This is a genomic window from Pseudomonas sp. ZL2, assembly GCF_054788455.1.
The window spans coordinates 379,672-403,425 of the sequence record NZ_JBGOGX010000003.1; the positions used below are offsets into that span (position 1 = coordinate 379,672).

At 61.9% G+C, this 23,754-nt stretch carries 27 protein-coding genes; 17 read left to right on the forward strand and 10 right to left on the reverse strand.

Features of this window, described 5'->3' with window-relative positions; translation table 11 throughout:
• Positions 1-27 precede the first annotated feature (27 nt).
• The gene (locus tag ABM562_RS05485) at positions 28-1,032 is read right to left on the reverse strand and encodes an LLM class flavin-dependent oxidoreductase (protein ID WP_115084497.1); all 1,005 of its coding nucleotides are present in this window, start codon (positions 1,030-1,032) and stop codon (positions 28-30) included.
• Positions 1,033-1,217: 185 nt separating this feature from the next.
• On the opposite strand from ABM562_RS05485, the gene ABM562_RS05490 reads away from it, so the two are divergent.
• Both ABM562_RS05490 and ABM562_RS05495 read left to right on the forward strand, forming a co-directional pair.
• Positions 1,218-1,643, forward strand: a complete 426-nt coding sequence (locus ABM562_RS05490) for an OsmC family protein (RefSeq protein ID WP_093377662.1) — start codon at positions 1,218-1,220, stop codon at positions 1,641-1,643.
• Positions 1,644-1,716: 73 nt separating this feature from the next.
• The gene (locus tag ABM562_RS05495) at positions 1,717-1,950 is read left to right on the forward strand and encodes a DUF1161 domain-containing protein (protein ID WP_038997857.1); all 234 of its coding nucleotides are present in this window, start codon (positions 1,717-1,719) and stop codon (positions 1,948-1,950) included.
• Positions 1,951-1,953: 3 nt separating this feature from the next.
• Here the strand turns inward: ABM562_RS05495 and ABM562_RS05500 are convergent, their stop codons facing one another.
• Positions 1,954-2,367, reverse strand: a complete 414-nt coding sequence (locus ABM562_RS05500; protein WP_460421092.1) for a PA0061/PA0062 family lipoprotein — start codon at positions 2,365-2,367, stop codon at positions 1,954-1,956.
• Positions 2,368-2,420: 53 nt separating this feature from the next.
• Positions 2,421-2,834 carry a PA0061/PA0062 family lipoprotein gene (locus ABM562_RS05505; RefSeq protein ID WP_115084493.1) on the reverse strand — a complete coding sequence of 138 codons (414 nt, stop codon included), beginning with the start codon at positions 2,832-2,834 and terminating at the stop codon, positions 2,421-2,423.
• A 67-nt stretch (positions 2,835-2,901) separates the two neighbouring features.
• Here ABM562_RS05505 and ABM562_RS05510 point away from each other — a divergent pair, with 67 nt between their 5' ends.
• Entirely contained in the window at positions 2,902-4,026 is a 1,125-nt protein-coding gene (locus ABM562_RS05510) for an aminopeptidase (RefSeq protein ID WP_460421095.1), read from the forward strand.
• Positions 4,027-4,031: 5 nt separating this feature from the next.
• Here ABM562_RS05510 and ABM562_RS05515 read toward each other — a convergent pair whose 3' ends face one another.
• Both ABM562_RS05515 and ABM562_RS05520 read right to left on the reverse strand, forming a co-directional pair.
• Entirely contained in the window at positions 4,032-4,682 is a 651-nt protein-coding gene (locus tag ABM562_RS05515; protein WP_115084490.1) for an HAD family hydrolase, read from the reverse strand.
• 28 nt (positions 4,683-4,710) lie between these two features.
• A complete protein-coding gene (locus ABM562_RS05520; protein WP_115084488.1) occupies positions 4,711-5,259 on the reverse strand; it encodes a gamma carbonic anhydrase family protein in 549 nt (182 codons plus the stop codon).
• Between the two features lie 91 nt (positions 5,260-5,350).
• Here ABM562_RS05520 and prlC point away from each other — a divergent pair, with 91 nt between their 5' ends.
• The 5 genes from prlC to ABM562_RS05545 all read left to right on the forward strand — a co-directional run bounded on the left by prlC (position 5,351) and on the right by ABM562_RS05545 (position 11,523).
• Positions 5,351-7,402: an oligopeptidase A gene (prlC, locus tag ABM562_RS05525; protein WP_010222657.1), complete on the forward strand. Its 2,052-nt coding sequence runs from the start codon at positions 5,351-5,353 to the stop codon at positions 7,400-7,402.
• Positions 7,399-7,677, forward strand: a complete 279-nt coding sequence (locus ABM562_RS05530; RefSeq protein ID WP_460421098.1) for a YheV family putative zinc ribbon protein — start codon at positions 7,399-7,401, stop codon at positions 7,675-7,677. Before prlC ends, ABM562_RS05530 begins: the two co-directional genes overlap by 4 nt.
• Positions 7,678-7,774: 97 nt before the next feature.
• Complete coding sequence (locus ABM562_RS05535) at positions 7,775-8,836, forward strand: PA0069 family radical SAM protein (RefSeq protein WP_115084484.1); 1,062 nt, start codon at positions 7,775-7,777, stop codon at positions 8,834-8,836.
• Between the two features lie 245 nt (positions 8,837-9,081).
• Positions 9,082-9,801 carry a carbonic anhydrase gene (locus ABM562_RS05540; RefSeq protein ID WP_115084482.1) on the forward strand — a complete coding sequence of 240 codons (720 nt, stop codon included), beginning with the start codon at positions 9,082-9,084 and terminating at the stop codon, positions 9,799-9,801.
• A 162-nt stretch (positions 9,802-9,963) separates the two neighbouring features.
• The gene (locus tag ABM562_RS05545; RefSeq protein WP_167458854.1) at positions 9,964-11,523 is read left to right on the forward strand and encodes a SulP family inorganic anion transporter; all 1,560 of its coding nucleotides are present in this window, start codon (positions 9,964-9,966) and stop codon (positions 11,521-11,523) included.
• Positions 11,524-11,634: 111 nt separating this feature from the next.
• Here the strand turns inward: ABM562_RS05545 and ABM562_RS05550 are convergent, their stop codons facing one another.
• Positions 11,635-12,282: a hypothetical protein gene (locus tag ABM562_RS05550; RefSeq protein ID WP_115084479.1), complete on the reverse strand. Its 648-nt coding sequence runs from the start codon at positions 12,280-12,282 to the stop codon at positions 11,635-11,637.
• Between the two features lie 368 nt (positions 12,283-12,650).
• Between ABM562_RS05550 and coxB the strand changes: the two genes are divergently transcribed.
• Genes coxB through ABM562_RS05570 form a run of 4 tightly spaced genes read left to right on the forward strand, consistent with a single transcriptional unit; the run spans position 12,651 to position 16,916 of the window.
• Positions 12,651-13,778, forward strand: coding sequence for a cytochrome c oxidase subunit II (gene coxB / locus ABM562_RS05555; protein WP_115084477.1), 1,128 nt, complete (start codon positions 12,651-12,653; stop codon positions 13,776-13,778).
• A gap of 52 nt (positions 13,779-13,830) precedes the next feature.
• Positions 13,831-15,420 (forward strand): cytochrome c oxidase subunit I, encoded by a 1,590-nt coding sequence (gene ctaD / locus ABM562_RS05560; protein WP_115084475.1) that lies wholly within the window; start codon positions 13,831-13,833, stop codon positions 15,418-15,420.
• 25 nt (positions 15,421-15,445) lie between these two features.
• Positions 15,446-16,015 (forward strand): cytochrome c oxidase assembly protein, encoded by a 570-nt coding sequence (locus ABM562_RS05565; RefSeq protein ID WP_115084473.1) that lies wholly within the window; start codon positions 15,446-15,448, stop codon positions 16,013-16,015.
• Between the two features lie 13 nt (positions 16,016-16,028).
• Complete coding sequence (locus tag ABM562_RS05570) at positions 16,029-16,916, forward strand: cytochrome c oxidase subunit 3 (RefSeq protein ID WP_115084472.1); 888 nt, start codon at positions 16,029-16,031, stop codon at positions 16,914-16,916.
• Positions 16,917-16,922: 6 nt separating this feature from the next.
• Here the strand turns inward: ABM562_RS05570 and ABM562_RS05575 are convergent, their stop codons facing one another.
• A complete protein-coding gene (locus ABM562_RS05575) occupies positions 16,923-17,126 on the reverse strand; it encodes a twin transmembrane helix small protein (RefSeq protein WP_010222642.1) in 204 nt (67 codons plus the stop codon).
• A gap of 63 nt (positions 17,127-17,189) precedes the next feature.
• Here ABM562_RS05575 and ABM562_RS05580 point away from each other — a divergent pair, with 63 nt between their 5' ends.
• The 5 genes from ABM562_RS05580 to ABM562_RS05600 are packed head-to-tail and all read left to right on the forward strand — an operon-like array spanning position 17,190 to position 21,094.
• Positions 17,190-17,930 (forward strand): SURF1 family protein, encoded by a 741-nt coding sequence (locus tag ABM562_RS05580; RefSeq protein ID WP_460421103.1) that lies wholly within the window; start codon positions 17,190-17,192, stop codon positions 17,928-17,930.
• Positions 17,896-18,489, forward strand: a complete 594-nt coding sequence (locus tag ABM562_RS05585) for a hypothetical protein (protein ID WP_460421105.1) — start codon at positions 17,896-17,898, stop codon at positions 18,487-18,489. The genes ABM562_RS05580 and ABM562_RS05585 overlap by 35 nt, the downstream gene beginning before the upstream one ends.
• A 9-nt stretch (positions 18,490-18,498) precedes the next feature.
• On the forward strand, positions 18,499-19,581 hold the full coding sequence (locus ABM562_RS05590) for a COX15/CtaA family protein (RefSeq protein WP_346617777.1): 1,083 nt from the start codon (positions 18,499-18,501) through the stop codon (positions 19,579-19,581).
• Positions 19,566-20,465 carry a heme o synthase gene (gene cyoE, locus ABM562_RS05595; protein ID WP_115084465.1) on the forward strand — a complete coding sequence of 300 codons (900 nt, stop codon included), beginning with the start codon at positions 19,566-19,568 and terminating at the stop codon, positions 20,463-20,465. Before ABM562_RS05590 ends, cyoE begins: the two co-directional genes overlap by 16 nt.
• Complete coding sequence (locus ABM562_RS05600; RefSeq protein WP_134065316.1) at positions 20,462-21,094, forward strand: SCO family protein; 633 nt, start codon at positions 20,462-20,464, stop codon at positions 21,092-21,094. The genes cyoE and ABM562_RS05600 overlap by 4 nt, the downstream gene beginning before the upstream one ends.
• Positions 21,095-21,187: 93 nt before the next feature.
• Here ABM562_RS05600 and ABM562_RS05605 read toward each other — a convergent pair whose 3' ends face one another.
• The 3 genes from ABM562_RS05605 to ABM562_RS05615 form a co-directional block, all read right to left on the reverse strand.
• A complete protein-coding gene (locus ABM562_RS05605) occupies positions 21,188-21,958 on the reverse strand; it encodes a MetQ/NlpA family ABC transporter substrate-binding protein (protein ID WP_115084461.1) in 771 nt (256 codons plus the stop codon).
• Positions 21,959-22,021: 63 nt separating this feature from the next.
• Positions 22,022-22,693, reverse strand: a complete 672-nt coding sequence (locus ABM562_RS05610; protein WP_115084460.1) for a methionine ABC transporter permease — start codon at positions 22,691-22,693, stop codon at positions 22,022-22,024.
• Positions 22,693-23,700, reverse strand: coding sequence for a methionine ABC transporter ATP-binding protein (locus ABM562_RS05615; protein ID WP_115084458.1), 1,008 nt, complete (start codon positions 23,698-23,700; stop codon positions 22,693-22,695). The genes ABM562_RS05610 and ABM562_RS05615 overlap by 1 nt, the downstream gene beginning before the upstream one ends.
• Positions 23,701-23,754: the final 54 nt, after the last annotated feature.

Sequence of the window (23,754 nt, forward strand, 5' to 3'; positions counted from 1 at the left end):
GAGCTGGATTGCCCCGCGATAGGGCCCTCAGCCGCCCAGCACCGTCTGCGCCAGCAGCTCATAAGACCGAATCCGGTCTGCATGCTCATACAGATCGCAGGTAAAGATCAGCTCATCAGCCTCGGTTTGCTCCAGCAGCACCTCAAGCTTGGCGCGGATTTTCTCTGGGCTACCCACCATCGCCAGGCCAAGGAAACTGCCCACCGCTTCACGCTCATGAGGCAGCCACAGGCCGTCCATGGTCTCTACCGGCGGACGTTGCACCAGGCTTTGGCCGCGCATCAGGGCGAGGATGCGCTGATACACCGAGGTGGCCAGGTAATCAGCCTGTTCATCAGTCTCGGCCGCCACCAGGGGTACACCGAGCATCACGTAGGGCTTGTCGAGCACGGCCGAAGGCTGGAAGTGGTTGCGGTACACGCGAATCGCTTCGTGCATGTAGCGCGGGGCGAAATGCGAAGCGAAGGCGTAGGGTAAACCGCGCATTCCGGCCAATTGCGCACTGAACAGGCTCGAACCCAGTAACCAGATCGGTACTTCAGTACCGTATCCCGGCACGGCAATGACTTTCTGATCCGGTGTGCGCGGGCCCAGGTAACGCATCAGTTCTTCGACATCATCGGGGAAGTCGTCCGCACTGCCAGAGCGTTCGCGGCGCAGGGCGCGGGCGGTCATCTGGTCGGAGCCGGGTGCGCGCCCCAGGCCCAGGTCGATACGCCCGGGGTAAAGACTGGCCAGGGTCCCGAACTGTTCGGCGATCACCAGCGGCGCATGGTTGGGCAGCATTACCCCGCCGGCGCCAACGCGAATGGTCGACGTACCACCGGCCAGGTAACTGAGCAGTACCGAGGTTGCAGAACTTGCGATGCCATCCATGTTGTGGTGCTCGGCCACCCAGAAGCGGTTGTAGCCAAACTTTTCGACATGTTGCGCCAGGTCCAGCGAGTTGCGCAGGGACTGCGCCGGGCCGCTGTCGGCACGCACTGGTACCAGGTCGAGGGTGGAGATCTTGATATCCGCAAGTCGCTTCATGGGCGTTTGAGCCTCCTGGGCAGTCGATTGGCCGAAATAACCCAACGGCCTTTCTAGCTCTGTATGGGCACATCTGCAGGAATCAATGCCAGGGTTTGTAATCCGTCTGAACTTGCCTGAGTCAAGGATCTCTGAATTTAAGGCAAGGCGCGATATCACGCGTCCCACGGAGCTCAGGAGGCATTATGAAAAAAACAGCATCGGCTATCTGGCAAGGTGGCTTGAAGGACGGCAAGGGCCTGCTTTCTACGGAAAGTGGCGCGCTTAAACAGAACCCCTATGGCTTCAACACCCGCTTCGAGGGCCAGCCGGGCACCAACCCGGAAGAATTGATCGGTGCGGCGCATGCCGGCTGTTTCTCCATGGCCCTGTCGATGATGCTCGGTGAGGCCGGATTGACCGCAGAACGCATCGATACCATTGCTGAAGTGACCCTCGACAAACTGCCAGATGGCTTTGCCATTACCGCCGTGAACCTGATCCTAAAGGCCAAGGTGCCCGGGGCCAGCGAAGCGCAGTTTCTTGAGATCGCCAACAAGGCCAAGGCCGGTTGCCCGGTATCGAAAGTGCTCAACGCGAAAATCAGCCTGGATGCGACGCTGCTGAGTTAAGGCAGAACCGGGACGCGCTTCTTGTGGTCAAATGAGGGTCGGTAGAACGTCTGCCGCCACAAGGAGCTGTCCCATGATCCGTGTTGCAATCGCTGTGCTCGCTTCGCTGCTGGCAACGTCTGCGTTGGCCGCGACCAAGAACTGTGAAGAGCTCAAGGCCGAGATTGAGGCGAAGATCCAGGCCAACAACGTGAGTTCCTACACCCTGGAAATTGTCAGCAATGACGAAGTCAAAGACCAGAACATGGTGGTTGGCAGCTGTGAAAACGGCACCAAGAAGATCATCTATCAAAAGAATGATCGCTAGGTATCAGGGTGTGCAGAAGATGTCGTTCGATTCCTCGGCCACGACCTTGCGCTGAGCGTCATAGAGGTAGGCACTGGGCTGCATGGCCGGTGCCCGGGCTTCCAGGCGGTAGCGCTGACCGGCCTCGAAATGGGCGAATTTGACCGTCAGGTAACAGGTACGCTCGGTCGGGTCGGTGCTGAAACCACCGGAGTAGATTTCGTAATCGAACCTCACCACCAACTCGTGTGCGCCGGGCGTGACCTGGAAGAACCGGCCATCGGTCAGGCGCTGGCCATCAAGCTGTTCGGCCATCACCAGTTTGCCCGGTGTGATGGTGTAAAGGTCGACCCAGGCCTGCTTGTTATCCACAGGTGGCAGGGGGCTGGCGCAAGCTCCCAGGGTACTGATTGCGAGCAGCATCATAGGCTGGCGCATGGCGAACTCCGACGTGCGGGTTACAAAGCATAAGCATAGCGCCATTCACGCCTTTAGGTACGCTGGCAGCCCGCCGGCTGGCCTTTGCCGACCACTTTGCGCTGTTCGTCATAGAGCTTGGCCCAGGGGCGGAATCCGATGCTGCCGGCCTCAAGCTGATAACGCTGGCCGGCACTGAAATCCTTGAACTTCACATTCAGCTGGCAATCGCGCCACAGCGGCTCGTCGACCGGGCCGATATTGCTTGGGGTAACCGGGAAGAGATAGCGCACGGTCAGCTCATGGCTGCCTGGCGGTACCTCGAAATAGCGTTTGTCGGCCCAGGCACGTTCGTCAATTTCCATGGCATGCAGGGTGTCATCCTGGCCCGGTGCGAGGTCGATCCAGGCCTGGTTGGGGTCGGGATCGGGCAGGCCGGCGCAGCCGGACAGAAGCAGAAGACCGCTGATGACAAGCAGTGTACGCATGGCAAAACTCCAGCCGGGCAGGATAGTCTTGAAGCTGACGAGTACTTGAGCGGATGACGGGATACGAATGCTTCGACTATTTTTTTTGTTGCGCTCAAGTCATGTGTCACTCGACCACATTTTTCGCTACTTGGTTCCCTTCCTGGCCATTGGACTGCTGAACGGTTGCACCAGTGTCAGTTACTACGGGCAACTGGCCAGTGGTCAGTGGCAGTTGTTGCAGGCACGCCAGCCGGTCGCCGAACTGGTAGCCGACCCGGCCACCGACAGCGCATTGCGCCAGCATTTGTTGCATGCCGAGCAGGCCCGGGCCTTCGCCAGTGCGCGTTTGAAGCTGCCGGACAACCGCAGTTACCGGGTGTATGCCGACATCGGCAGGCCCTATGTGGTCTGGAATGTGTTCGCCACACCGGAGTTTTCACTTGAGCCGCAAACCCATTGCTTCCCCATCGCCGGCTGCGTTGCCTACCGCGGTTATTACAGCCAGGGTGCGGCGCGAGGAGCGGCGGCGCTGCAGAAACAGCAAGGGCTGGATGTGTATGTGGGTGGCGTTGAAGCTTATTCGACCCTGGGTTGGTTCGACGACCCGATCCTCAGTTCGATGCTTGGTTGGGGCGATGAACGCCTGGCCACGGTGATCTTCCATGAGTTGGCCCACCAACGGGTCTATGTACAGGACGACACTGCGTTCAACGAGTCCTTCGCCACGTTTGTCGAGCAGGAAGGTACCCGTCAATGGCGAGCGGCGCGGAGTCTGCCAGCGCTGGCCGAGGCTGGCAGCCAGCAGCGCGAGCAGTTCGTCGGCTTGGTGCTGGCCAGCCGCGAACGGCTCAAAGCCTTGTACGCGGCGCCGCTGACCGAGCCCGCCAAGCGCGCTGGCAAGCAGGCCGAGTTCGAACGCTTGCGCCGTGAGTACCGGGCCTTGCGCGATAGCCAATGGGGCGGTGTCGGGCGCTATGACGCCTGGATCAATGCGCCGATGAACAATGCCAAGTTGCTGCCCTTTGGCCTGTATGACCAGTGGGTGCCGGCGTTTGCGCAGCTGTTTGCCGAGGTGGGGGGCGATTGGCAGGTGTTTTATCAGCGAGTAGAAGCTTTCGGGCGGCTGCCCCTTGAACAGCGTCAGCAGGCGCTGAAAAGCATCGCGGGGCAAGCCCGCTCCTCCACTGGGAGCGGGCTTGCCCCGCGATAGGGGCCTCAGCCGCGCTGAAAAGCCTGATGCAGTTCCGCCAACGTAGCAAAGTGATAAGCCGGCTGCTCCGCTGTCAGCTCTTCATGGCTACCAAAGCCATAACCCACCGCTACCGCTTCCAGGCCGTTGCTGCGCGCGCCGATCAGGTCGTGCTTGCGGTCGCCGATCATCAGGGTGTGCGCAGGGTCCAGGGCTTCTTCGGCCAGCAGGTGGCGGATCAGCTCGACCTTGTTGGTGCGGGTGCCGTCCAGCTCGCTGCCGTAGATCACCTTGAAGTGCCGGGCAAAATCGAAGTGCCGGGCGATCTCGCGGGCAAATTCCCAGGGTTTGGAGGTGGCGATGTACAGGGTGCGGCCCTGCCCTTGCAGGGTTTCGAGCATTTCACTGACGCCGTCGAACACCTGGTTCTCGTACAGGCCGGTGACCTTGAAGCGCTCGCGATAGAAGTTCACCGCGTCCCAGGCCTTGGCCTCATCGAAGTCATAGAACTGCATGAACGCCTGCAGCAACGGCGGGCCGATGAAGTGTTCCAGGCGCGTCAGGTCCGGCTCATCGATGCCGAGCTTGGCCAGTGCGTACTGGATCGAGCGGGTGATGCCCAATCGCGGATCGGTCAGAGTACCGTCGAGGTCGAAGAGGATGTTTTGCTGGTGCATGGCAGTCTCGAATAGGCTGTGGGCAGGTTCACTCGGGCAGGTGGTAGCCTTCGGCCAGGTGCTGATCCTTGAGTTTGACGTAGTTGCCGGCGCTGTAGGGGAAGAACGCGCGCTCCTTCTCGGTCAGGGCGCGAGCTTGTTTGACCGGGCTGCCGACATAGAGAAAACCGCCTTCCAGGCGCTTGCCCGGAGGCACCAGGCTGCCGGCGCCGATGATCACTTCGTCTTCGACGATTGCACCATCCATGATGGTGCTGCCCATGCCGACCAGGATGCGGTTGCCCAGGGTGCAGCCATGGAGCATGACTTTGTGACCGATGGTTACTTCATCGCCGATCAGCAGCGGGAAACCATCCGGGTTGAACGGCCCGGCATGGGTGATGTGCAGCACGCTGCCGTCCTGGACACTGGTGCGCGCGCCGATGCGGATGCGGTGCATATCGCCGCGGATCACCGTCAATGGCCACACCGAGCTGTCGGCGCCGATCTCGACATCGCCCAGCACCACGGCACTGCGGTCGACAAAGGCACGCTCGCCAAGCCTGGGAGTGTGATGCTGGAAGCTACGGATGGCCATGATAGGAATTCTCTTTGGTATGGATAGGGCTGCGGTCGGCGTCGATTGTAATTAAGATGGGGAAGTGTTTCTTCTGCCAAGGTGTTTAACCGTGAGTGCGAACAACCCGCTTCTGCAGTCTTATGACTTGCCGCCCTTCTCGGCGATCCGTGCCGAGCATGTGCAGCCGGCGATTGAACAGATCCTGGCCGACAACCGTAAAGCCATTGCCGACATCCTCCAGGCCCAGGGCAAGCACCCAAGCTGGGCCGGCCTGATCCTGGCCATGGACGAACTCAACGACCGCCTGGGCGCCGCCTGGAGTCCGGTCAGCCACCTCAATGCCGTGTGCAACAGCGCCGAACTGCGTGAAGCCTACGAGGCCTGCCTGCCGGCGTTGAGCGCCTACGCCACCGAAATGGGCCAGAACCGCGAGCTGTTCCAGGCCTATGAAGCGTTGATCGCCAGCCCCGAAGCCGCCGGCTTCGATGTGGCGCAAAAGACAATTCTCGAACACGCCCTGCGTGACTTCCGCCTGTCGGGTATCGACCTGCCGGCCGATAAGCAACAACGTTATGCCGAAGTTCAGAGCAAGCTCAGCGAACTGGGCAGCCGCTTCTCCAACCAGCTGCTGGACGCCACCCAGGCCTGGACCAAGCACGTCACCGACGAAGCGGCACTGGCCGGCCTGACTGACTCGGCCAAGGCACAGATGGCTGCCGCCGCCCAGGCCAAGGGCCTCGATGGCTGGCTGATCAGCCTGGAATTCCCCAGCTACTACGCGGTGATGACCTACGCTGAAGATCGCGCCCTGCGCGAGGAAATCTACGCCGCCTACTGCACCCGCGCCTCCGATCAGGGCCCTAACGCCGGCCAGTTCGACAACGGTCCGGTGATGGGCGAGATCCTCGATCTGCGTCAGGAACTGGCTCAACTATTGGGCTACCAGAACTTCGCCGAGCTGAGCCTGGCGACCAAGATGGCCGAGTCCAGCGATCAGGTGCTGAGCTTCCTGCGTGACCTGGCCAAGCGCAGCAAGCCGTTTGCCACCCAGGATCTGGCCCAGCTCAAGGCCTATGCCGCCGAGCAGGGGTGCCCGGACCTGCAAAGCTGGGACAGCGGTTTCTATGGGGAAAAACTCCGTGAACAGCGCTACAGCGTTTCCCAGGAAACCCTGCGCGCCTACTTCCCGATCGACAAGGTGCTGACCGGCCTGTTCACCATCGTCCAGCGCCTGTACGGCATCGAGATTGCCGAGCTCAAGGGCTTCGATAGCTGGCATCCGGACGTGCGCCTGTTCGAAATCAAGGAGCACGGCCAGCACGTCGGGCGCTTCTTCTTCGACCTCTACGCCCGTGCCAACAAGCGCGGCGGTGCCTGGATGGACGGCGCCCGCGACCGTCGCCTGACCGCTGACGGCCAGTTGCAGAGCCCGGTGGCCAACCTTGTGTGCAACTTCACCCCGGCCGCCCCTGGCAAGCCGGCGCTGCTGACCCATGATGAAGTCACCACCCTGTTCCACGAATTCGGCCATGGCCTGCATCACCTGCTGACCCGTATCGAGCATGCCGGTGTTTCCGGTATCAACGGTGTGGCCTGGGATGCGGTCGAGCTGCCGAGCCAGTTCATGGAAAACTGGTGTTGGGAGCCTGAAGGCCTGGCGCTGATTTCCGGTCACTACGAAACTGGCGCAGCCCTGCCCCAGGATTTGCTGGAGAAGATGCTGGCGGCAAAGAACTTCCAGTCCGGGCTGATGATGGTCCGCCAGCTGGAATTCTCGCTGTTCGACTTCGAACTGCACGCCAGCCACGGCGACGGCCGCGGTGTACTGCAAGTGCTCGAAGGCATCCGCGACGAGGTCTCGGTCATGCGCCCACCTGCGTACAACCGCTTCCCCAACAGCTTTGCGCATATCTTCGCCGGTGGTTATGCAGCCGGTTACTACAGCTACAAGTGGGCTGAAGTGCTGTCGGCCGACGCCTTCTCGCGCTTCGAAGAAGAAGGCGTGCTCAATGCCGACACCGGTCGCGCGTTCCGCGAAGCGATCCTGGCCCGTGGCGGTTCCCAGGAGCCGATGCTGCTGTTCGTCGACTTCCGTGGCCGCGAGCCGTCAATCGATGCACTCTTGCGCCATAGCGGCTTGAGTGAGGAAGTGGCGGCATGAGTGATGGGCCTGTGATAACGAAAAAGCGCTTTATCGCCGGGGCGGTCTGCCCGGCGTGCAGCGAGCCGGACAAACTGATGATGTGGAGCGAAGACAGCGTTCCGCACCGTGAGTGCGTGGCCTGCGGGTTTTCCGACACCCTTAACGAGAAAGGGTTGTCGGTGCCCAAGGAACTGGGGACCCGGGTCAACAAGGTCGAGGTGAAACCGGCTGCGGCTACGGTGCAGACGGTACAGTTCTTCCCTAATCCGAAGTTGAAGAAGTCAACCGAGTAAACGCGCCAGCGCCAGCGTTTTCGGCTGGCGCCCAGCGGTACTGGAATCGAACGCAAGCCCCGTGTACTGTATATAAAAACAGTATTCGGGGTTTTTCATGTTCAATCCTCAAGGACCGGTGCGGGGTCGTGGCACCGCGAGCAATCCCCATAACCGCTTCGCCCCGAATCGCTCGGTGGCCGAGGATGACGGTTGGTACCAGGAAGTGCCCCTGACCCAGGGCACCGAAGTACGCATCGAAACCGCCAAGAGCATCATCACCCGCAACAACTCGCCCGACCTGCCTTTTGATCGTGCGATCAACCCTTATCGCGGCTGCGAGCATGGCTGTATCTACTGCTATGCGCGGCCCAGCCATGCCTATTGGGACCTGTCGCCGGGGCTGGACTTCGAAACCAAGCTGATTGCCAAGACCAACGCCGCCGCCGTGCTCGAACAGCAATTGAGCAAGCCGGGCTATGTGTGCGCGCCGATCAACCTGGGCTCCAACACCGACCCCTACCAGCCCATCGAACGCGAGCAAAAGCTGACTCGCCGACTGCTGGAAGTGCTGCTGCGTTATCGCCATCCGGTCACCATTGTCACCAAAGGCTCGTTGATCCTGCGTGACCTTGACCTGCTTGCCGAACTGGCCCAGCAGCGTCTGGTGCAGGTGATGATCAGCCTGACCACGCTGGACGACGAACTAAAACGCACCCTGGAGCCACGGGCAGCAGCACCCAAGGCACGGCTGCGGGCAATCCGGGTGCTCACTGAGGCTGGTGTTCCGGTGGGGGTGTTGTGCTCGCCGATGATCCCGATGATCAACGACAGCGAGCTTGAGCACTTGCTCGAGGCGGCCAAGGCCAACGGCGCCCTGAGCGCGGCCTACATGATGTTGCGCCTGCCGCTGGAGGTCGCGCCGCTGTTCGAGCAATGGCTGCAGGACCATTACCCGCAACGGGCCAATCATGTCCTGAGCTTGATCCGCCAGAGTCGCGGTGGTGAGTTGTACGACAGCCGCTTCGGTGCGCGCATGCGCGGCGAAGGGGTATTTGCCGAGTTGCTGGCGCAACGCTTCAGCAAGGCGATCCGCCGCCTGGGGCTGAACCGGCGCGAAGGCTACGCGCTTGATTGCAGTGCGTTTTGCCCCCCTGGCGGGCAGATGTCACTGCTCTGATTTCAATAATGGGTATTGGCCATTAATGTTTTTTTGATATTATCCTGGCAACTCTTTGAATCTCTGGAACGCCCGTACTAGAGCCTCGCAATTCAGTTTGAGTTAAGTTTCGCCGAGTAGCGTAGGAATTCAGCCAGCAACTGATGTGATTGTTGGCGCGCGTATTTCATCCAACTGTCATACGCCGTTTGAATCATCAACCCGGTAAAATGGACTTAACCTAAAACCGTCAAAGAGGATGAATCATGCCCGTCAAGGACCCATCCAAGGCCGTCCCGGAAACCCCCACCGAGAGCGCCGATGCCGCCCTGAAGCATATCGTCGACGGCTTTCTGCGGTTCCATCACGACGTTTTTCCCGAGCAGCAGGAGCTGTTCAAGAAACTCGCCACCGCGCAAAAGCCCCGTGCGATGTTCATCACCTGTGCCGACTCGCGCATCGTGCCCGAGTTGATTACCCAGAGCTCCCCTGGCGATCTGTTCGTGACCCGCAACGTCGGTAACGTCGTGCCACCTTACGGGCAGATGAACGGCGGCGTATCCACCGCCATCGAATATGCTGTGCTGGCCCTCGGCGTACACCACATCATTGTCTGCGGTCACTCCGATTGTGGCGCCATGCGCGCGGTGCTCAACCCCCAGAGCCTGGAGAAGATGCCGACGGTCAAAGCCTGGCTGCGCCATGCCGAGGTCGCCCGCACGGTGGTCGAAGACAACTGCTCCTGTGGCAGCGAGCATGAAAGCATGCAGGTGCTGACCAAGGAAAACGTCATCGCCCAGCTGCACCACTTGCGCACCCACCCTTCGGTGGCCTCGCGCCTGGCGGCTGGCCAGCTGTTTATTCACGGCTGGATCTACGACATCGAAACCAGCCAGATCGAAGCCTACGACGCGGCAAGCGACAGCTTCCTGCCCCTTGCCCAAGGTCAGCCGATCCCCTGCGCAACACCCAGAGGACGCTACTAAGCGTTCCAGACACCCCCGCGAATAGCTGATTGACGGCCGCACCTGCCTGGTGCGGCCTGGTCATCGGCTGCCTTGAATTTCCCTGACTGCCTTGCCGGCGCCCGCTGGCGGTGTGTGCCTGCGCGTGTGTCAGGGGTTGTGCCAGCGGCCATTGGAATGGCCATGAATCGTGAAAGAAGGAGTGACAGGGTGAACAAGACACAAGTGAAAGCGGCTTTGCCGCGTGAATTGCTGGCCTCGGTGGTGGTGTTCCTGGTCGCCCTGCCCTTATGCATGGGCATCGCCATTGCCTCGGGCATGCCGCCGGCCAAGGGCCTGATCACCGGGATCATCGGCGGCATTGTCGTCGGTTGGCTGGCCGGCTCGCCGTTGCAGGTCAGCGGTCCGGCAGCCGGCCTGGCGGTGCTGGTGTTCGAACTGGTGCGCCAGCACGGCGTGGCGATGCTCGGCCCGATCCTGCTGTTGGCCGGCCTGCTGCAATTGCTCGCCGGGCGCTTGCGCCTGGGCTGCTGGTTTCGGGTCACGGCGCCGGCGGTGGTGTACGGCATGCTCGCCGGTATCGGCGTGCTGATCGTGTTGTCCCAAGTGCATGTGATGTTCGACAGCGCCCCCCAACCCTCGGGCCTGGCCAACCTGCTGGGCTTTCCGGCAACCCTGACTCAGGCGCTGCCGTTGGAAAGCCGGGGCAATGGCTGGCAGGCCGGTGCGCTCGGGCTTGGCACCATTGCCATCATGTGGGCTTGGGAGCGCTTGCGCCCGCAGTCGCTACGATTCGTTCCGGGGGCCTTGCTTGGCGTGGCCTTGATGACAGCAATCAGCATCTGGCTGGCATTGCCGGTGAACCGCGTCGAAGTGCCGGCGAACCTGAGCGAAGCCATCGACTGGCTGCGCCCGACTGACCTGCTCAACCTCGCCGACCCGAACCTGCTGGTCGCCGCTTTCGCCCTGGCCTTTATAGCCAGCGCCGAAACCCTGCTCTCTGCCGCTGCGGTCGATCGCATGCATAACGGCCAGCGTTCGGACTTCGATCGTGAACTGTCGGCGCAGGGGCTGGGCAACATGCTCTGTGGGGTACTCGGTGCGTTGCCGATGACCGGGGTAATCGTGCGCAGCTCGGCCAACGTCCAGGCCGGCGCGCAGACGCGCCTGTCGGCGATCCTGCACGGGGTCTGGTTGCTGGCCTTCGTGGTGGTGTTGAGCAGCGTGCTGCAGCAGATTCCGGTGGCGAGCCTGGCCGGTGTGTTGGTCTACACCGGGGTCAAGCTGGTCGACTTCAAGGCCTTTCGCGGGCTCGGGCGCTATGGACGCATGCCGATGTTGACCTATGCCGCGACTGCGCTGGCAATCATCTTCACCGACCTGCTCACCGGCGTGTTGCTCGGTTTTGCCCTGACCCTGCTGAAGCTGGCGCTCAAGGCCGCACGCCTGAAAATCAGCGTGGTCAGCCTTGATCAACCGGGCCATCTGGAGCTGCGCCTGAGCGGCGCGGCGACCTTTCTCAAGGTGCCCGCGCTGGCCCAGGTGCTTGAAGGCATTCCGCCCGGGACCACCCTGCATGTGCCACTGGCCAACCTCAGCTACATCGACCACTCCTGCCTGGAGCTGCTCGAGGACTGGGGGCGGGCCAACGCCGGCAAGGGTTCGCGGTTGCTGATCGAGCAGCGACGACTCAAGCGCCGGGTCGAGGGGCGAGTGCGCACGACGGCGGGGTTGGGGGCCTGATCTGGATTCAGCGGTGTTGCCATCGCTGGCAATGCCAGCTCCCACACCCCGCTCGGGCTCTGCACTGAACCGGTGGGAGCCGGCCTTGCCGGCGATGCTGGCGCATCAATATCAAGCGGATTGATCCAGCTCCAGGCCCACACCCAACTGCCGCGACAGGCACGGCCAGCGCTTCCAGGCTTCGCCAGTGTCCGGGCTGCTGAGCTTGTCGCGGTACTGTTCGACTGACTCCAGGGCAAAGCTCTGGTCATTGAGCATCTCATCCACCGAGTGGTGCACCACTTCATCCAGCTGGTTGGCAAAGTCTTCACCAATCAGTTGATGGGCGATCAGGTTGGCCACGGTGGTGTCCAGCGGGATCAGCGGCTGGTTGAAGTGCTTGATGTACAGATCGTTAACTTCTTCCACCAGGCGGTGGGCCAGGTAGGCCTCATCCAGCAGGCAGCCCAGGCCCAGGTGGGTATTGGTGATGGTGGGCGGTTGCAGGAAATACTGTTCGGCGATTTTCAGCACCGGTTTGATCTGCGACTCGATGCCGGCTTCGCGGGCAACGTCATTGGCCGCTTCCAGCAGTTCCGGAACCTGATCGATATAAGCGCCGACGAAGCGCGCCAGGGCGCCTTGGGCATCGGCCTCTGGCAAATGGATTGAAGGATGCAGGTGGGGCAGCTGTTTTTCGAGTTGCTCTTTCAGTTGGCCGGTTTCGGTCTCATGTTGACGGGCACGGGTGATCTGCTCGCGCAAAGCGGCGATGTTCATGACAACTCCAGGGTAAAGGCGTGACAAACGGAAGACATAAGGTAGCTCGGTTCTGAAAATGCCTAAGACGCATTTGGCATAACCATTAACAACTTAATATTCGCCAATTATATCGAAATGCCATCATTGTGCCCCAAGCCAGGTAATTCGCGGCTTTGCGCGCAAACGTTCAACTTCTTCTGATGTTTTCCTTGCGCGCGTTGCGAGGCCGGGGTCGCTGTCTATACTCCGGTTTGAAAGTGATTCGCTGATGAGGCCCGACTGCAGTTCGCAGGGGCTCGGTCGTCGAAGTTCGCAGTCTTGGCCGCCGTACCCTTAGCCGTAGGTCCACGCCTCCGGGATAACAAGAACGATAAGGGGAACCCGCAATGATGCGACATCCACATGTCTGGATGGGCCTCCTGTTGTGGTCGGTATTCGGTCAGGCGCACGCCGCCTGGACCGTGAACATGGCGCCAGGGGCGACTGAAGTCAGCAACGCAGTGTTCGACCTGCACATGACCATCTTCTGGATCTGCGTGATCATCGGTCTGGTGGTCTTTGGCGCAATGTTCTGGTCGATGATCATCCACCGTCGTTCCACCGGCCAGCAGCCCGCGCACTTTCACGAGCACACCTGGGTCGAGATCATGTGGACGGTGGTGCCGTTCCTGATCCTGGTGGCCATGGCCATTCCGGCGACCAAGACCCTGATCGATATCTACGATGCCAGCGAGTCGGACGTCGACATCCAGGTCACCGGCTACCAGTGGAAGTGGCATTACAAGTACCTGGGGCAGGACGTCGAGTTCTTCAGCAACCTGGCCACCCCCGCCGAGCAGATCCACAACAAAGCCCCCAAGGATGAGCACTACCTGCTCGAAGTCGATCAGCCGCTGGTGCTGCCGGTGGGGGCCAAGGTGCGCTTTCTGGTGACCGCCGCCGACGTTATCCATTCCTGGTGGGTGCCGGCCTTTGCGGTCAAGCGTGACGCCATCCCCGGCTTCGTCAACGAAGCCTGGGCCCGGATCGAGAAGCCCGGCATCTACCGCGGCCAATGTACCGAATTGTGCGGCAAGGACCATGGCTTCATGCCGGTGGTGGTCGAGGTCAAGTCCAAGGCCGACTACGACACCTGGCTCGGCGAGCGCAAGGCCGAAGCGGCCAAGCTCAAGGAGCTGACCAGCAAGGAATGGACCCTGCAAGAGCTGGTCGAGCGCGGCGACAAGGTCTACCACACCACCTGCGTGGCCTGTCACCAGGCCGAAGGCCAGGGCCTGCCACCGATGTTCCCGGCGCTCAAGGGGTCGAAGATTGCCACCGGGCCGAAGGAAGATCACCTGAGCATCGTCTTCCACGGCAAGCCGGGCACGTCCATGGCCGCCTTCGGCAAGCAGCTCTCGGAAGTCGATATCGCCGCCGTGGTGACCTACGAACGTAACGCCTGGGGCAACAACAAGGGCGACATGGTCACGCCAAAAGACGTGCTGGCGATCAAACAGGCAGAAAGCAAATGAGCCGGGTTGACGCGTATCCGCGCCCCAACCACCGGACTGCAGGAGACAGGACATGAGCGCAGTGATCGACGACCACAGCCACGGTCATGAGCACGCCCACGGGCCGGCCAAGGGCCTGATGCGCTGGGTGCTGACCACCAACCACAAGGACATCGGCACCATGTACCTGTGGTTCAGTTTCATGATGTTCCTGCTCGGCGGCTCGTTCGCCATGGTCATCCGCGCCGAACTGTTCCAGCCTGGCCTGCAGATCGTCCAGCCGGAATTCTTCAACCAGATGACCACCATGCACGGCCTGGTGATGGTCTTCGGTGCGGTGATGCCGGCCTTCGTCGGCCTGGCCAACTGGATGATCCCGCTGATGATCGGCGCGCCCGACATGGCCCTGCCGCGGATGAACAACTTCAGCTTCTGGCTGTTGCCGGCAGCTTTCCTGCTGCTGGTCTCGACCCTGTTCATGCCCGGCGGCGGGCCGAACTTCGGCTGGACCTTCTACGCTCCGCTATCGACCACCTATGCGCCGGAAAGCGTGACCTTCTTCATCTTCGCCATCCACTTGATGGGCATCAGCTCGATCATGGGCGCGATCAACGTTATCGCTACCATCCTCAACCTGCGTGCCCCGGGCATGACCCTGATGAAAATGCCGCTGTTCGTCTGGACCTGGCTGATCACCGCCTTCCTGCTGATTGCGGTGATGCCGGTGCTGGCGGGTGTGGTGACCATGATGCTGATGGACATCCACTTCGGCACCAGCTTCTTCAGCGCCGCCGGCGGCGGTGACCCGGTGCTGTTCCAGCATGTGTTCTGGTTCTTCGGCCACCCCGAGGTGTACATCATGATCCTGCCGGCCTTCGGCGCGGTCAGCTCGATCATCCCGGCGTTCTCGCGCAAGCCGCTGTTCGGCTACACCTCCATGGTCTACGCCACCGGGGCGATCGCCTTCCTGTCGTTTATCGTCTGGGCCCACCATATGTTCGTGGTCGGCATCCCGGTGGTCGGCGAGCTGTTCTTCATGTACGCCACCATGCTGATCGCGGTGCCCACCGGGGTAAAGGTGTTCAACTGGGTCAGCACCATGTGGGAAGGCTCGCTGACCTTCGAGACACCGATGCTGTTTGCCATCGCCTTCGTCATCCTCTTCACCATCGGTGGCTTTTCCGGGCTGATGCTGGCGATCGCCCCGGCGGACTTCCAGTACCACGACACCTACTTCGTGGTTGCTCACTTCCACTATGTGCTGGTGCCCGGTGCGATCTTCGGCATCTTCGCCTCGGCCTATTACTGGCTGCCGAAGTGGACCGGGCATATGTACGACGAAACCCTGGGCAAGCTGCACTTCTGGTTGTCGTTCGTGGGCATGAACATGGCCTTCTTCCCCATGCACTTCGTGGGCCTGGCCGGCATGCCGCGCAGGATTCCGGACTACAACCTGCAGTTCGCCGACTTCAACATGATCTCGTCAATCGGCGCCTTTACCTTCGGTGCCACGCAGATCTTCTTCCTGTTCATCGTCATCAAGTGCATTCGCGGCGGCGCCCCGGCGCCGGCCAAACCCTGGGATGGCGCCGAAGGGCTGGAATGGTCGGTACCGTCACCGGCGCCCTATCACACCTTCCAGACTCCTCCGGAAGTGAAATGAACGGCTCCGGCCCGAGGATGCAGCCATGAGTGAAGGGACCTCGCTCAAACGCCTGGTTTGGCGGCTGATGCTGCTGACCGTGGTGATGTTCGCTTTCGGTTTTGCCTTGGTGCCGATCTACGACGTGATGTGCAAGGCCTTTGGCATCAATGGCAAGACCGGCGGGCAGTACGAAGGCACCCAGGTCAGCGACCCCAACCGTACGGTGAAGGTGCAGTTCATGTCGACCAACGCCAGCGACATGGTCTGGGACTTTTATTCCACCGCCGACCAGATCGACGTCAACCCGGGGGCGGTCAACCAGATGGTGTTCATCGCCCGCAACCCGACCGACAAACCCATGAGCGCCCAGGCCATTCCCAGTATTACTCCAGCCGAGGCGGCGGCGTATTTCCACAAGACCGAATGCTTCTGCTTTACCCAGCAGGTGCTGCAGCCGGGTGAGCGCATCGAAATGCCCGTGCGCTTCATCGTCGACCGCGACCTGCCCAAGGATGTGAAACACCTGACACTGGCTTACACGCTGTTCGATATCACCGCTCGCCACCCGCCGGTTGCACACCTGGCGGACCCGGTTGCACAGGGCGCCCGATAAGGAGAACACCAAGATGGCTTCCCATGAGCACTATTACGTCCCGGCGCAAAGCAAGTGGCCGATCATTGCCACGGTCGGCATGTTCATCACGGTGTTCGGCCTGGGCACCTGGTTCAATGACCTGAAGGCCGGGCGGCCGGAATCCCACGGGCCGTGGATCTTCTTCTTCGGTGCCCTGTGCCTGGCCTACATGCTGTTCGGCTGGTTCGGCGCGGTGGTCAAGGAAAGCCGCGCCGGGCTCTACAGCCCGCAGCTGGACCGCTCGTTCCGCTGGGGCATGTCGTGGTTCATTTTCTCCGAGGTGATGTTCTTCATCGCCTTTTTCGGTGCGCTGTTCTATGTGCGCAACCTGGCCGGGCCCTGGCTCGGTGGCGATGGTGCCAAGGGTGTGACCCACATGCTCTGGCCGAACTTCGAGTTCGCCTGGCCGTTGCTCAATACCCCAGACCCGAAACTGTTCCCGCCGCCCAAGGACATCATCGACCCCTGGCACCTGCCGCTGATCAACACCATCCTGCTGGTCAGCTCCAGTGTCACCGTGACCATCGCCCACCATGCCCTGCGCAAGAACCACCGCGGGCCGCTGAAGGCCTGGCTGGCGCTGACCATCCTGCTCGGCCTGGGCTTCCTGGTGCTGCAGGCTTACGAGTATCACGAGGCCTATACCGAACTGGGGCTGACCCTGGGCTCGGGCATCTATGGCGCCACCTTCTTCATGCTCACGGGGTTCCATGGTGCCCACGTGACCATGGGTACCTTGATCCTGTTCGTGATGTTGGTGCGGATCATGCGCGGGCACTTCAACGCCGACAAACACTTCGGCTTCGAGGCGGCCAGCTGGTACTGGCACTTCGTCGATGTGGTCTGGGTGGGGCTGTTTATCTTTGTTTATGTGCTGTAGCCGGGTTCAGAACGGCGCGTGGGACACCAACTGGCCGCTATAGAAACCCCAGGTCACCAGGGCCAGGGTCAAGGCGGCCAGGGTGACGCGAACAGTCAGGGCTTTAAGCAGGCGAGTCGACTGCCCGTCGTCCTTGACCAGAAAGAACAGGCCGCTGAACAGGCTGGCGATGGTCGCCAACAGCATCAGGACAATCGCGGCTTTAAGCATGGCGAAACTCCGGGGGGATGCAGTGATGAGTACAAGTATAGCGACTGACCTTTCGAGGGCCCGGTGACGCGCTTTCGCCCCGGCATCGTGCCGACCCTGGTGGTGCTGTTGCTGCTGCCGGGGTTGATTGCGCTCGGCTGCTGGCAGCTCGGGCGTGCCGAGCAGAAACGCCAGCTGCTGCAGGCCTACGCCGAGCGTAGTGCCGGCGACGCGGTAGGCAGTGCGCAGTTGCTGCAGATCGATGATCCGGCATATCGCCGGGTGCACCTGTATGGCCATTTTGATGGTCAGCACAGCCTGTTGCTGGATAACCGCATGCGCGATGGCCAGGTCGGCGTCGAGCTGCTGCAACCCTTTCTCGACCAGGCCAGCGGCCTGTGGCTGTTGATCAATCGCGGCTGGTTGCCCTGGCCGGACCGGCGCATACCCGTGCAGTTCAGCACGCCTGATCAGCCTTTGAGCCTGGACGCCTCGGTGTATGTCGCCCCGGGCGCCACCTTTCAATTGCAGGCCGACCCGGCAGGCGGCAGTTGGCCGCGGCTGATCACCGCCATCGACGCCAGCATGCTGTGGCCGCTGTTGGGCCGCGATGGTTTCACCCACGAATTGCGCCTGGAACCGGGCCCGGCCAGCTACCGGCTGGACTGGCCGGTAGTCGCTCTGGGCCCGGAAAAACACCTGGGTTACGCCGTGCAGTGGTTTGCCCTGGCGTTGGCCCTGGGGCTGCTCTACCTCTATTTCGGCTGGCATAACAACAAGGAGAAACAGCATGGGAGCCGTCACAAGTCCACTCAACATGTCTGAAGGCAAGGTCCCGCGCAGTCGTGCGCGCGGGCGGCTGCAGCTGCTGCTGATCCTGCTGGTGGTACTCGGCCCGATGATCCTTGCCACCAGCATGTACAAACTCAAGTTCTGGGTGCCCGACAGCCGTAGCTACCACGGGGAAATGATCGGCAACGGCCAGACCCGCACCGACCTGGGGGTGAGCGCTGACGAAGGGCGCTGGCAACTGCTGGTGAGTACGCCCAAGGATTGCGCACTGGACTGCCAGCAACTGGTGTACCTGGCCCGGCAGATCCAGATCGGCCTGGGCCGCGATGCCAGCCGCGCCAGCCATGCCCTGGCCGCCGGCCAGCCATTGGCCAGCGACTACCAGGCCAAGCTGGACCGCGAGTACCCGCAACTGCAGCGTTACTCCCTGGACCTGTCGCGCTACGGCGCGGTCAGCCAGGGCAAACAGGATGCCCAGCTGTGGATCATCGACCCGCACGGCAACCTGGTGCTGCGCTACGACGCCAGGGTCAAGGGCAAGGACTTGCTCAACGACCTGCGCCACCTGCTGAAGCTGTCCAACATCGGGTAGGACATCGCCATGGCCAGACCAGGATTTCGCCTCGCCGTCTTCGCCACCCTGCTGGCACTGGTTGTCGTGTTGCTCGGTGCCTATACCCGCCTGACCCACGCCGGCCTGGGTTGCCCGGACTGGCCGGGCTGCTATGGCTTTATCAGCGTGCCCAAGACCGAAGCGCAACTGGCCCACGCCGAGCTGCACTTCCCCGACACTCCGGTGGAGGCGCACAAGGGCCGCAACGAAATGGTCCATCGCTACTTTGCCGGCACCCTGGCGCTGGTGATCACGCTGCTGGCCCTGCAGGCCTGGCGCCGTCATGGCCGCGATGGCCAGCCTTATCGCCTGCCCCTGCTGTTGCTCTGCGTGGTGTTCGCCCAGGCGGCCTTCGGCATGTGGACGGTGACCCTCAAGCTCTGGCCGCAGGTGGTTACGGCACATCTATTGGGCGGCTTTGCCACCTTGAGCCTGTTGTTCCTGCTCAGCCTGCGCCTGTCGCGGGCCTTTGCACCCTTGCCCAAGCTGCCTTTGAGCGTGCGCCGGGTGGCGGCGCTGGGCTTGCTGGTGGTGATTGGCCAGATCGCCCTGGGTGGCTGGGTCAGCGCCAACTACGCGGCAGTGGCCTGTATTGACCTGCCGACCTGCCATGGCCAGTGGTGGCCGCAGGCCGATTTTGCCAACGGCTTTCACCTGACCCAGCACATCGGCCCCAATTACCTCGGCGGCCAGCTCGACAGCGATGCGCGCACGGCGATTCACATGAGTCACCGCCTGGGTGCCTTGCTGGTGACCGCAGTCATGCTGACCCTGAGCTGGAAGCTGCATCGCCATGGCTTGAGCAGGCTGGCCGGGTTGGTGCTGGTGGCGCTGGCAGTGCAGGTGACCTTGGGGGTCAGCAACGTGCTGTTCCACCTGCCGCTGGCTGTGGCCGTGGCGCACAACGCCGGTGGCGCCATGTTGTTGCTGAGCATGGTGCTGGTCAATTACCGCATTCGCCTGGTTGCCCAGGCCAAAGTTCGTCGGGTCAGCCAGGGCTGGCGCCTGACCCCGCTGGCTAGCGGCGGAGTCGTTCATTATCTGGGAGATAACTCATGGCGACGCTTCTGAGCGAGCGCAGGCTGCAAGCAGGTTGGCGTGATTACCTGGAGCTGACCAAACCCAAGGTGGTGGTGCTGATGCTGATCACCTCGCTGGTCGGTATGTTCCTCGCCACCCGCGCCGGGGTTCCGTGGACCATCCTGTTGTTCGGCAACCTTGGCATCGCCTGCTGCGCCGGCGGTGCTGCGGTGGTCAACCATGTGGTGGACCGGCGTATCGACGCGCTGATGGCGCGTACGCATAAACGCCCGATTGCCGAAGGCCGAGTGGCACCGGCGGCGGCACTGGCCTTTGCCCTGCTGCTGGCGACAATGGGCATGGCCCTGCTGCTGGTCTTCACCAATGCCCTGACCGCCTGGCTGACCCTGGCCTCGCTGCTCGGCTACGCGGTGATCTACACCGGCTTTCTCAAGCGCGCCACGCCGCAGAACATCGTTATCGGCGGCCTGGCCGGCGCCGCCCCGCCACTGCTGGGCTGGGTGGCAATCAGCGGGCATATCAGCGCCGAGCCATTGCTGCTGGTGCTGATCATCTTCGCCTGGACGCCGCCGCACTTCTGGGCCTTGGCCATTCACCGCAAGGAGGAGTACGCCAAGGCTGATATTCCCATGCTGCCGGTGACCCACGGCGAACACTACACCAAGGTGCATATCCTGCTGTACACCCTGGTTTTGCTGGCGGTCAGCCTGCTGCCCTACGCCATCCACATGAGCGGCCCGTTGTACCTGGCCTGCGCCCTGGCCCTGGGCGGGCGCTTCCTGCAGTGGGCCTGGGTGTTGTACCGTGGCAGTCGGCCGCACGCGGCGATCAAGACCTTCAAGTACTCTATCTGGTACCTGTTGCTGCTGTTCATCGCGCTGCTTGTTGACCACTACCTACTGTTGAACCTATGACTCGAACCCAGAAAACCGTCTTTATTCTCGTTGCCCTGGTCGCCGTGATCCTCGGGCTTACCGTCAACAAGGTGCTCAATGGCCGCAGCGAGGGTAATCCTACCGAGCTGATCGATGCCGGCATCATCCTGCTGCCACAGAGCCGCACCGTGCCTGCCGTGGAGATGACCGACGAGCAGGGTCGGCCGGTGGTGATGGACGAGCTCAAGGGCAAGTGGTCGCTGCTGTTCTTCGGCTACACCTTCTGCCCGGACATTTGCCCGACCACCCTCGCCCAGCTGCGCCAGGTGAAAAGCGAGCTGCCCAAAGAGGCGGTAGACCGATTGCAGGTGGTGCTGGTCAGTGTCGACCCGAACCGCGACACCCCGGCACAGCTGAAGCAGTACCTGGGCTATTTCGACAAGGATTTTCGCGGGGTGACCGGCTCGCTGGAGAACATTCAGAAGCTGGCCAATGCGGTGAGCATTCCGTTCATTCCGGCCGATACCAGCAAGCCGAACTACACGGTTGATCACAGCGGCAACCTGGCACTGCTGGGGCCGGATGGCAAGCAGCGCGGGTTTATCCGGGCGCCGTTCAACAACCAGAAGCTGGTTGCGCAGTTGCCGGGATTGGTTAAGCGCGACTGAAAAGCATCGCTGGCAAGCCAGCTCCCACAAGGTCCGGCTTTGCACCTGAACCTGTGGGAGCTGGCTTGCCAGCGATGAGGGCGATGCGGCTTATCAGAACGCCGGCTTGACCGCGCCCTTGTACTTCTCTTCGATGAACTTCTTCACTTCCGGCGTGTGCAGGGCTGTTACCAGCTTCTTCACAGCGTCCGCGTCCTTGTTGTCTTCGCGGGTCACCAGGATGTTCACGTAAGGCGAATCGCTGCCTTCGATGACCAGCGCATCCTTCTCAGGGTTGAGCTTGGCTTCCAGCGCGTAGTTGGTGTTGATCAGCGCCAGGTCGACCTGGGTCAGCACGCGCGGGATGGTCGCGGCTTCCAGCTCACGGAATTTCAGGTTCTTGCTGTTCTCGGTGATGTCTTTGACGGTCGAGAGGATGTTCTTGTTGTCCTTGAGCTTGATCACACCGGCCTTGTCCAGCAGCAGCAAGGCACGACCGCCGTTGGTGGCATCGTTGGGGATGACCACGGTGGCAGTCGAAGGCAGCTCGTCGAGCTTCTTGTACTTGCTCGAGTAGGCGCCCAGCGGCTCCAGGTGTACGCCGGCAACGCTGACCAGATCAGTGCCCTTGGCCTTGTTGAACTCATCCAGGTACGGCTGGTGCTGGAAGAAGTTGGCGTCCAGGCGTTTCTCGGCGACCTGTACGTTCGGCTGGATGTAGTCGGTGAATACTTTCACCTTCAGTTCCACGCCTTCTTTGGCCAGGGCCGGTTTGACGAACTCGAGGATCTCGGCGTGCGGCACCGGGGTGGCGGCGACGGTCAGGGTCTCGGCCTGGGCCGAGAAAGCCGCGACGGCGGCGACAACAGCAAGCAGCTTTTTCATCAAATCACTCCTTGTGAGGGCCGATCCGGCCCCCGGTGCGTCGGCTAGTGCCGACCCATGGGGTTACTTACGGGAAAAATGCACAACCAGTTTGTCGCCCACGCTCTGCAGGACTTGAACCAGGACCAGCAGCAGAACCACGGTGACCACCATCACATCGGTCTGGAAACGTTGGTAACCGAAGCGGATCGCCAGGTCACCCAGGCCGCCAGCGCCCACTACACCAGCCATGGCGGTGTAGGACACCAGGGTAATGGCAGTGACGGTAATGGCCGCGAAGATGCCCGGGCGGGCCTCGGGCAGCAAGGCGTTCATGATGATCTGGCGGGTAGTGGCGCCCATCGACTGGGTGGCTTCGATGATGCCGCGGTCGACTTCACGCAGCGCTGTTTCCACCAGGCGGGCGAAGAACGGCGTGGCTCCAACCACCAGTGGCGGGATGGCCCCGGCGACGCCCAGCGAGGTGCCGGTGATCAGCACGGTGAAGGGGATCATCACGATCAGCAGGATGATGAACGGCAGCGAGCGCAGGATGTTCACCACCAGCGACAGCAGCGCGTACACGCCCTTCTGCTCGAACAGCTGGCGCGGGCCGCAGAGGAACAGCAGCACGCCCAGCGGCAGGCCGAGCAGCACGGTGAAGAACAGCGAGCCGAACAGCATGATCATGGTGTCGATGGTGGCCAGCCAGATTTCGGCCCAGTCGACGTTGGCAAAGAAACTCAAAGCGTCCATCAACGCAGTACCTCCATATGAACATCAGCCGCAGTGAAGCGGGCAAACGCCGCTTCCATGTCGCCGCCAGTGACGGCCAGGGTCAGCTGCCCATACGGGGTGTCCTTGATACGGTCGATGCGGCCAGCCAGGATGCTGTAGTCCACACCGGTTTCCCGGGCCACAGTGCCCAGCAGCGGCGCGTAGGTCGAGTCACCCTGGAAGGTCAGGCGCACGATGCGCCCTGGCACGTGGGCGAAGTCGTCGCGCTGTTCGCTCTCGTCGATCTGTTCATCTTCCTGGACAAAGCGCTTGGTGGTCGGGTGTTGCGGATGCAGGAACACATCGGCCACCGGGCCCTGCTCGACGATCTGCCCGGCGTCCATTACGGCCACGCGGTCGCAGACCCGGCGGATCACGTCCATTTCATGGGTGATCAGCACGATGGTCAGTTTCAATTCGCGGTTGATCTCGGCCAGCAACTGCAACACCGAAGCGGTGGTTTGCGGGTCAAGGGCGCTGGTGGCTTCGTCACACAGCAAAATCTTCGGTTTGGTAGCCAGGGCGCGGGCGATGCCGACGCGCTGCTTCTGGCCGCCGGAGAGCTGCGCCGGGTACTTTTTCGCGTGATCGGACAGGCCGACGCGGGCCAGCAGTTCGTTGACGCGGGTGTCGATTTCCTTGCGCGACAGCTCGCCGGCCAGGGTCAGTGGCAAGGCCACGTTGTCGGCGACAGTCTTGGAGGCCAGCAGGTTGAAGTGCTGGAAGATCATCCCGACTTGCTGGCGGAATCGGCGCAGATCGTTGGCGTTGAACGCAGTGACGTCTTCGCCGTCGACGATGATCTTGCCGCCGCTCGGCGCTTCCAGGCGGTTGATCAGGCGCAGCAGGGTACTTTTACCGGCACCGGAATGGCCGATCAGCCCGAACACCTGGCCGTCTTCGACGCTCAGGTTGGTCGGGTGCAGTGCGGGGATATCCCTACCGGCAACGCGGTAGGTCTTATGGACATTTTGAAACTCGATCACGTAGCGAACCTTGTGGGGCGCATGGGAATGGGGTCAGCGGTTAGCCGGGCGCGC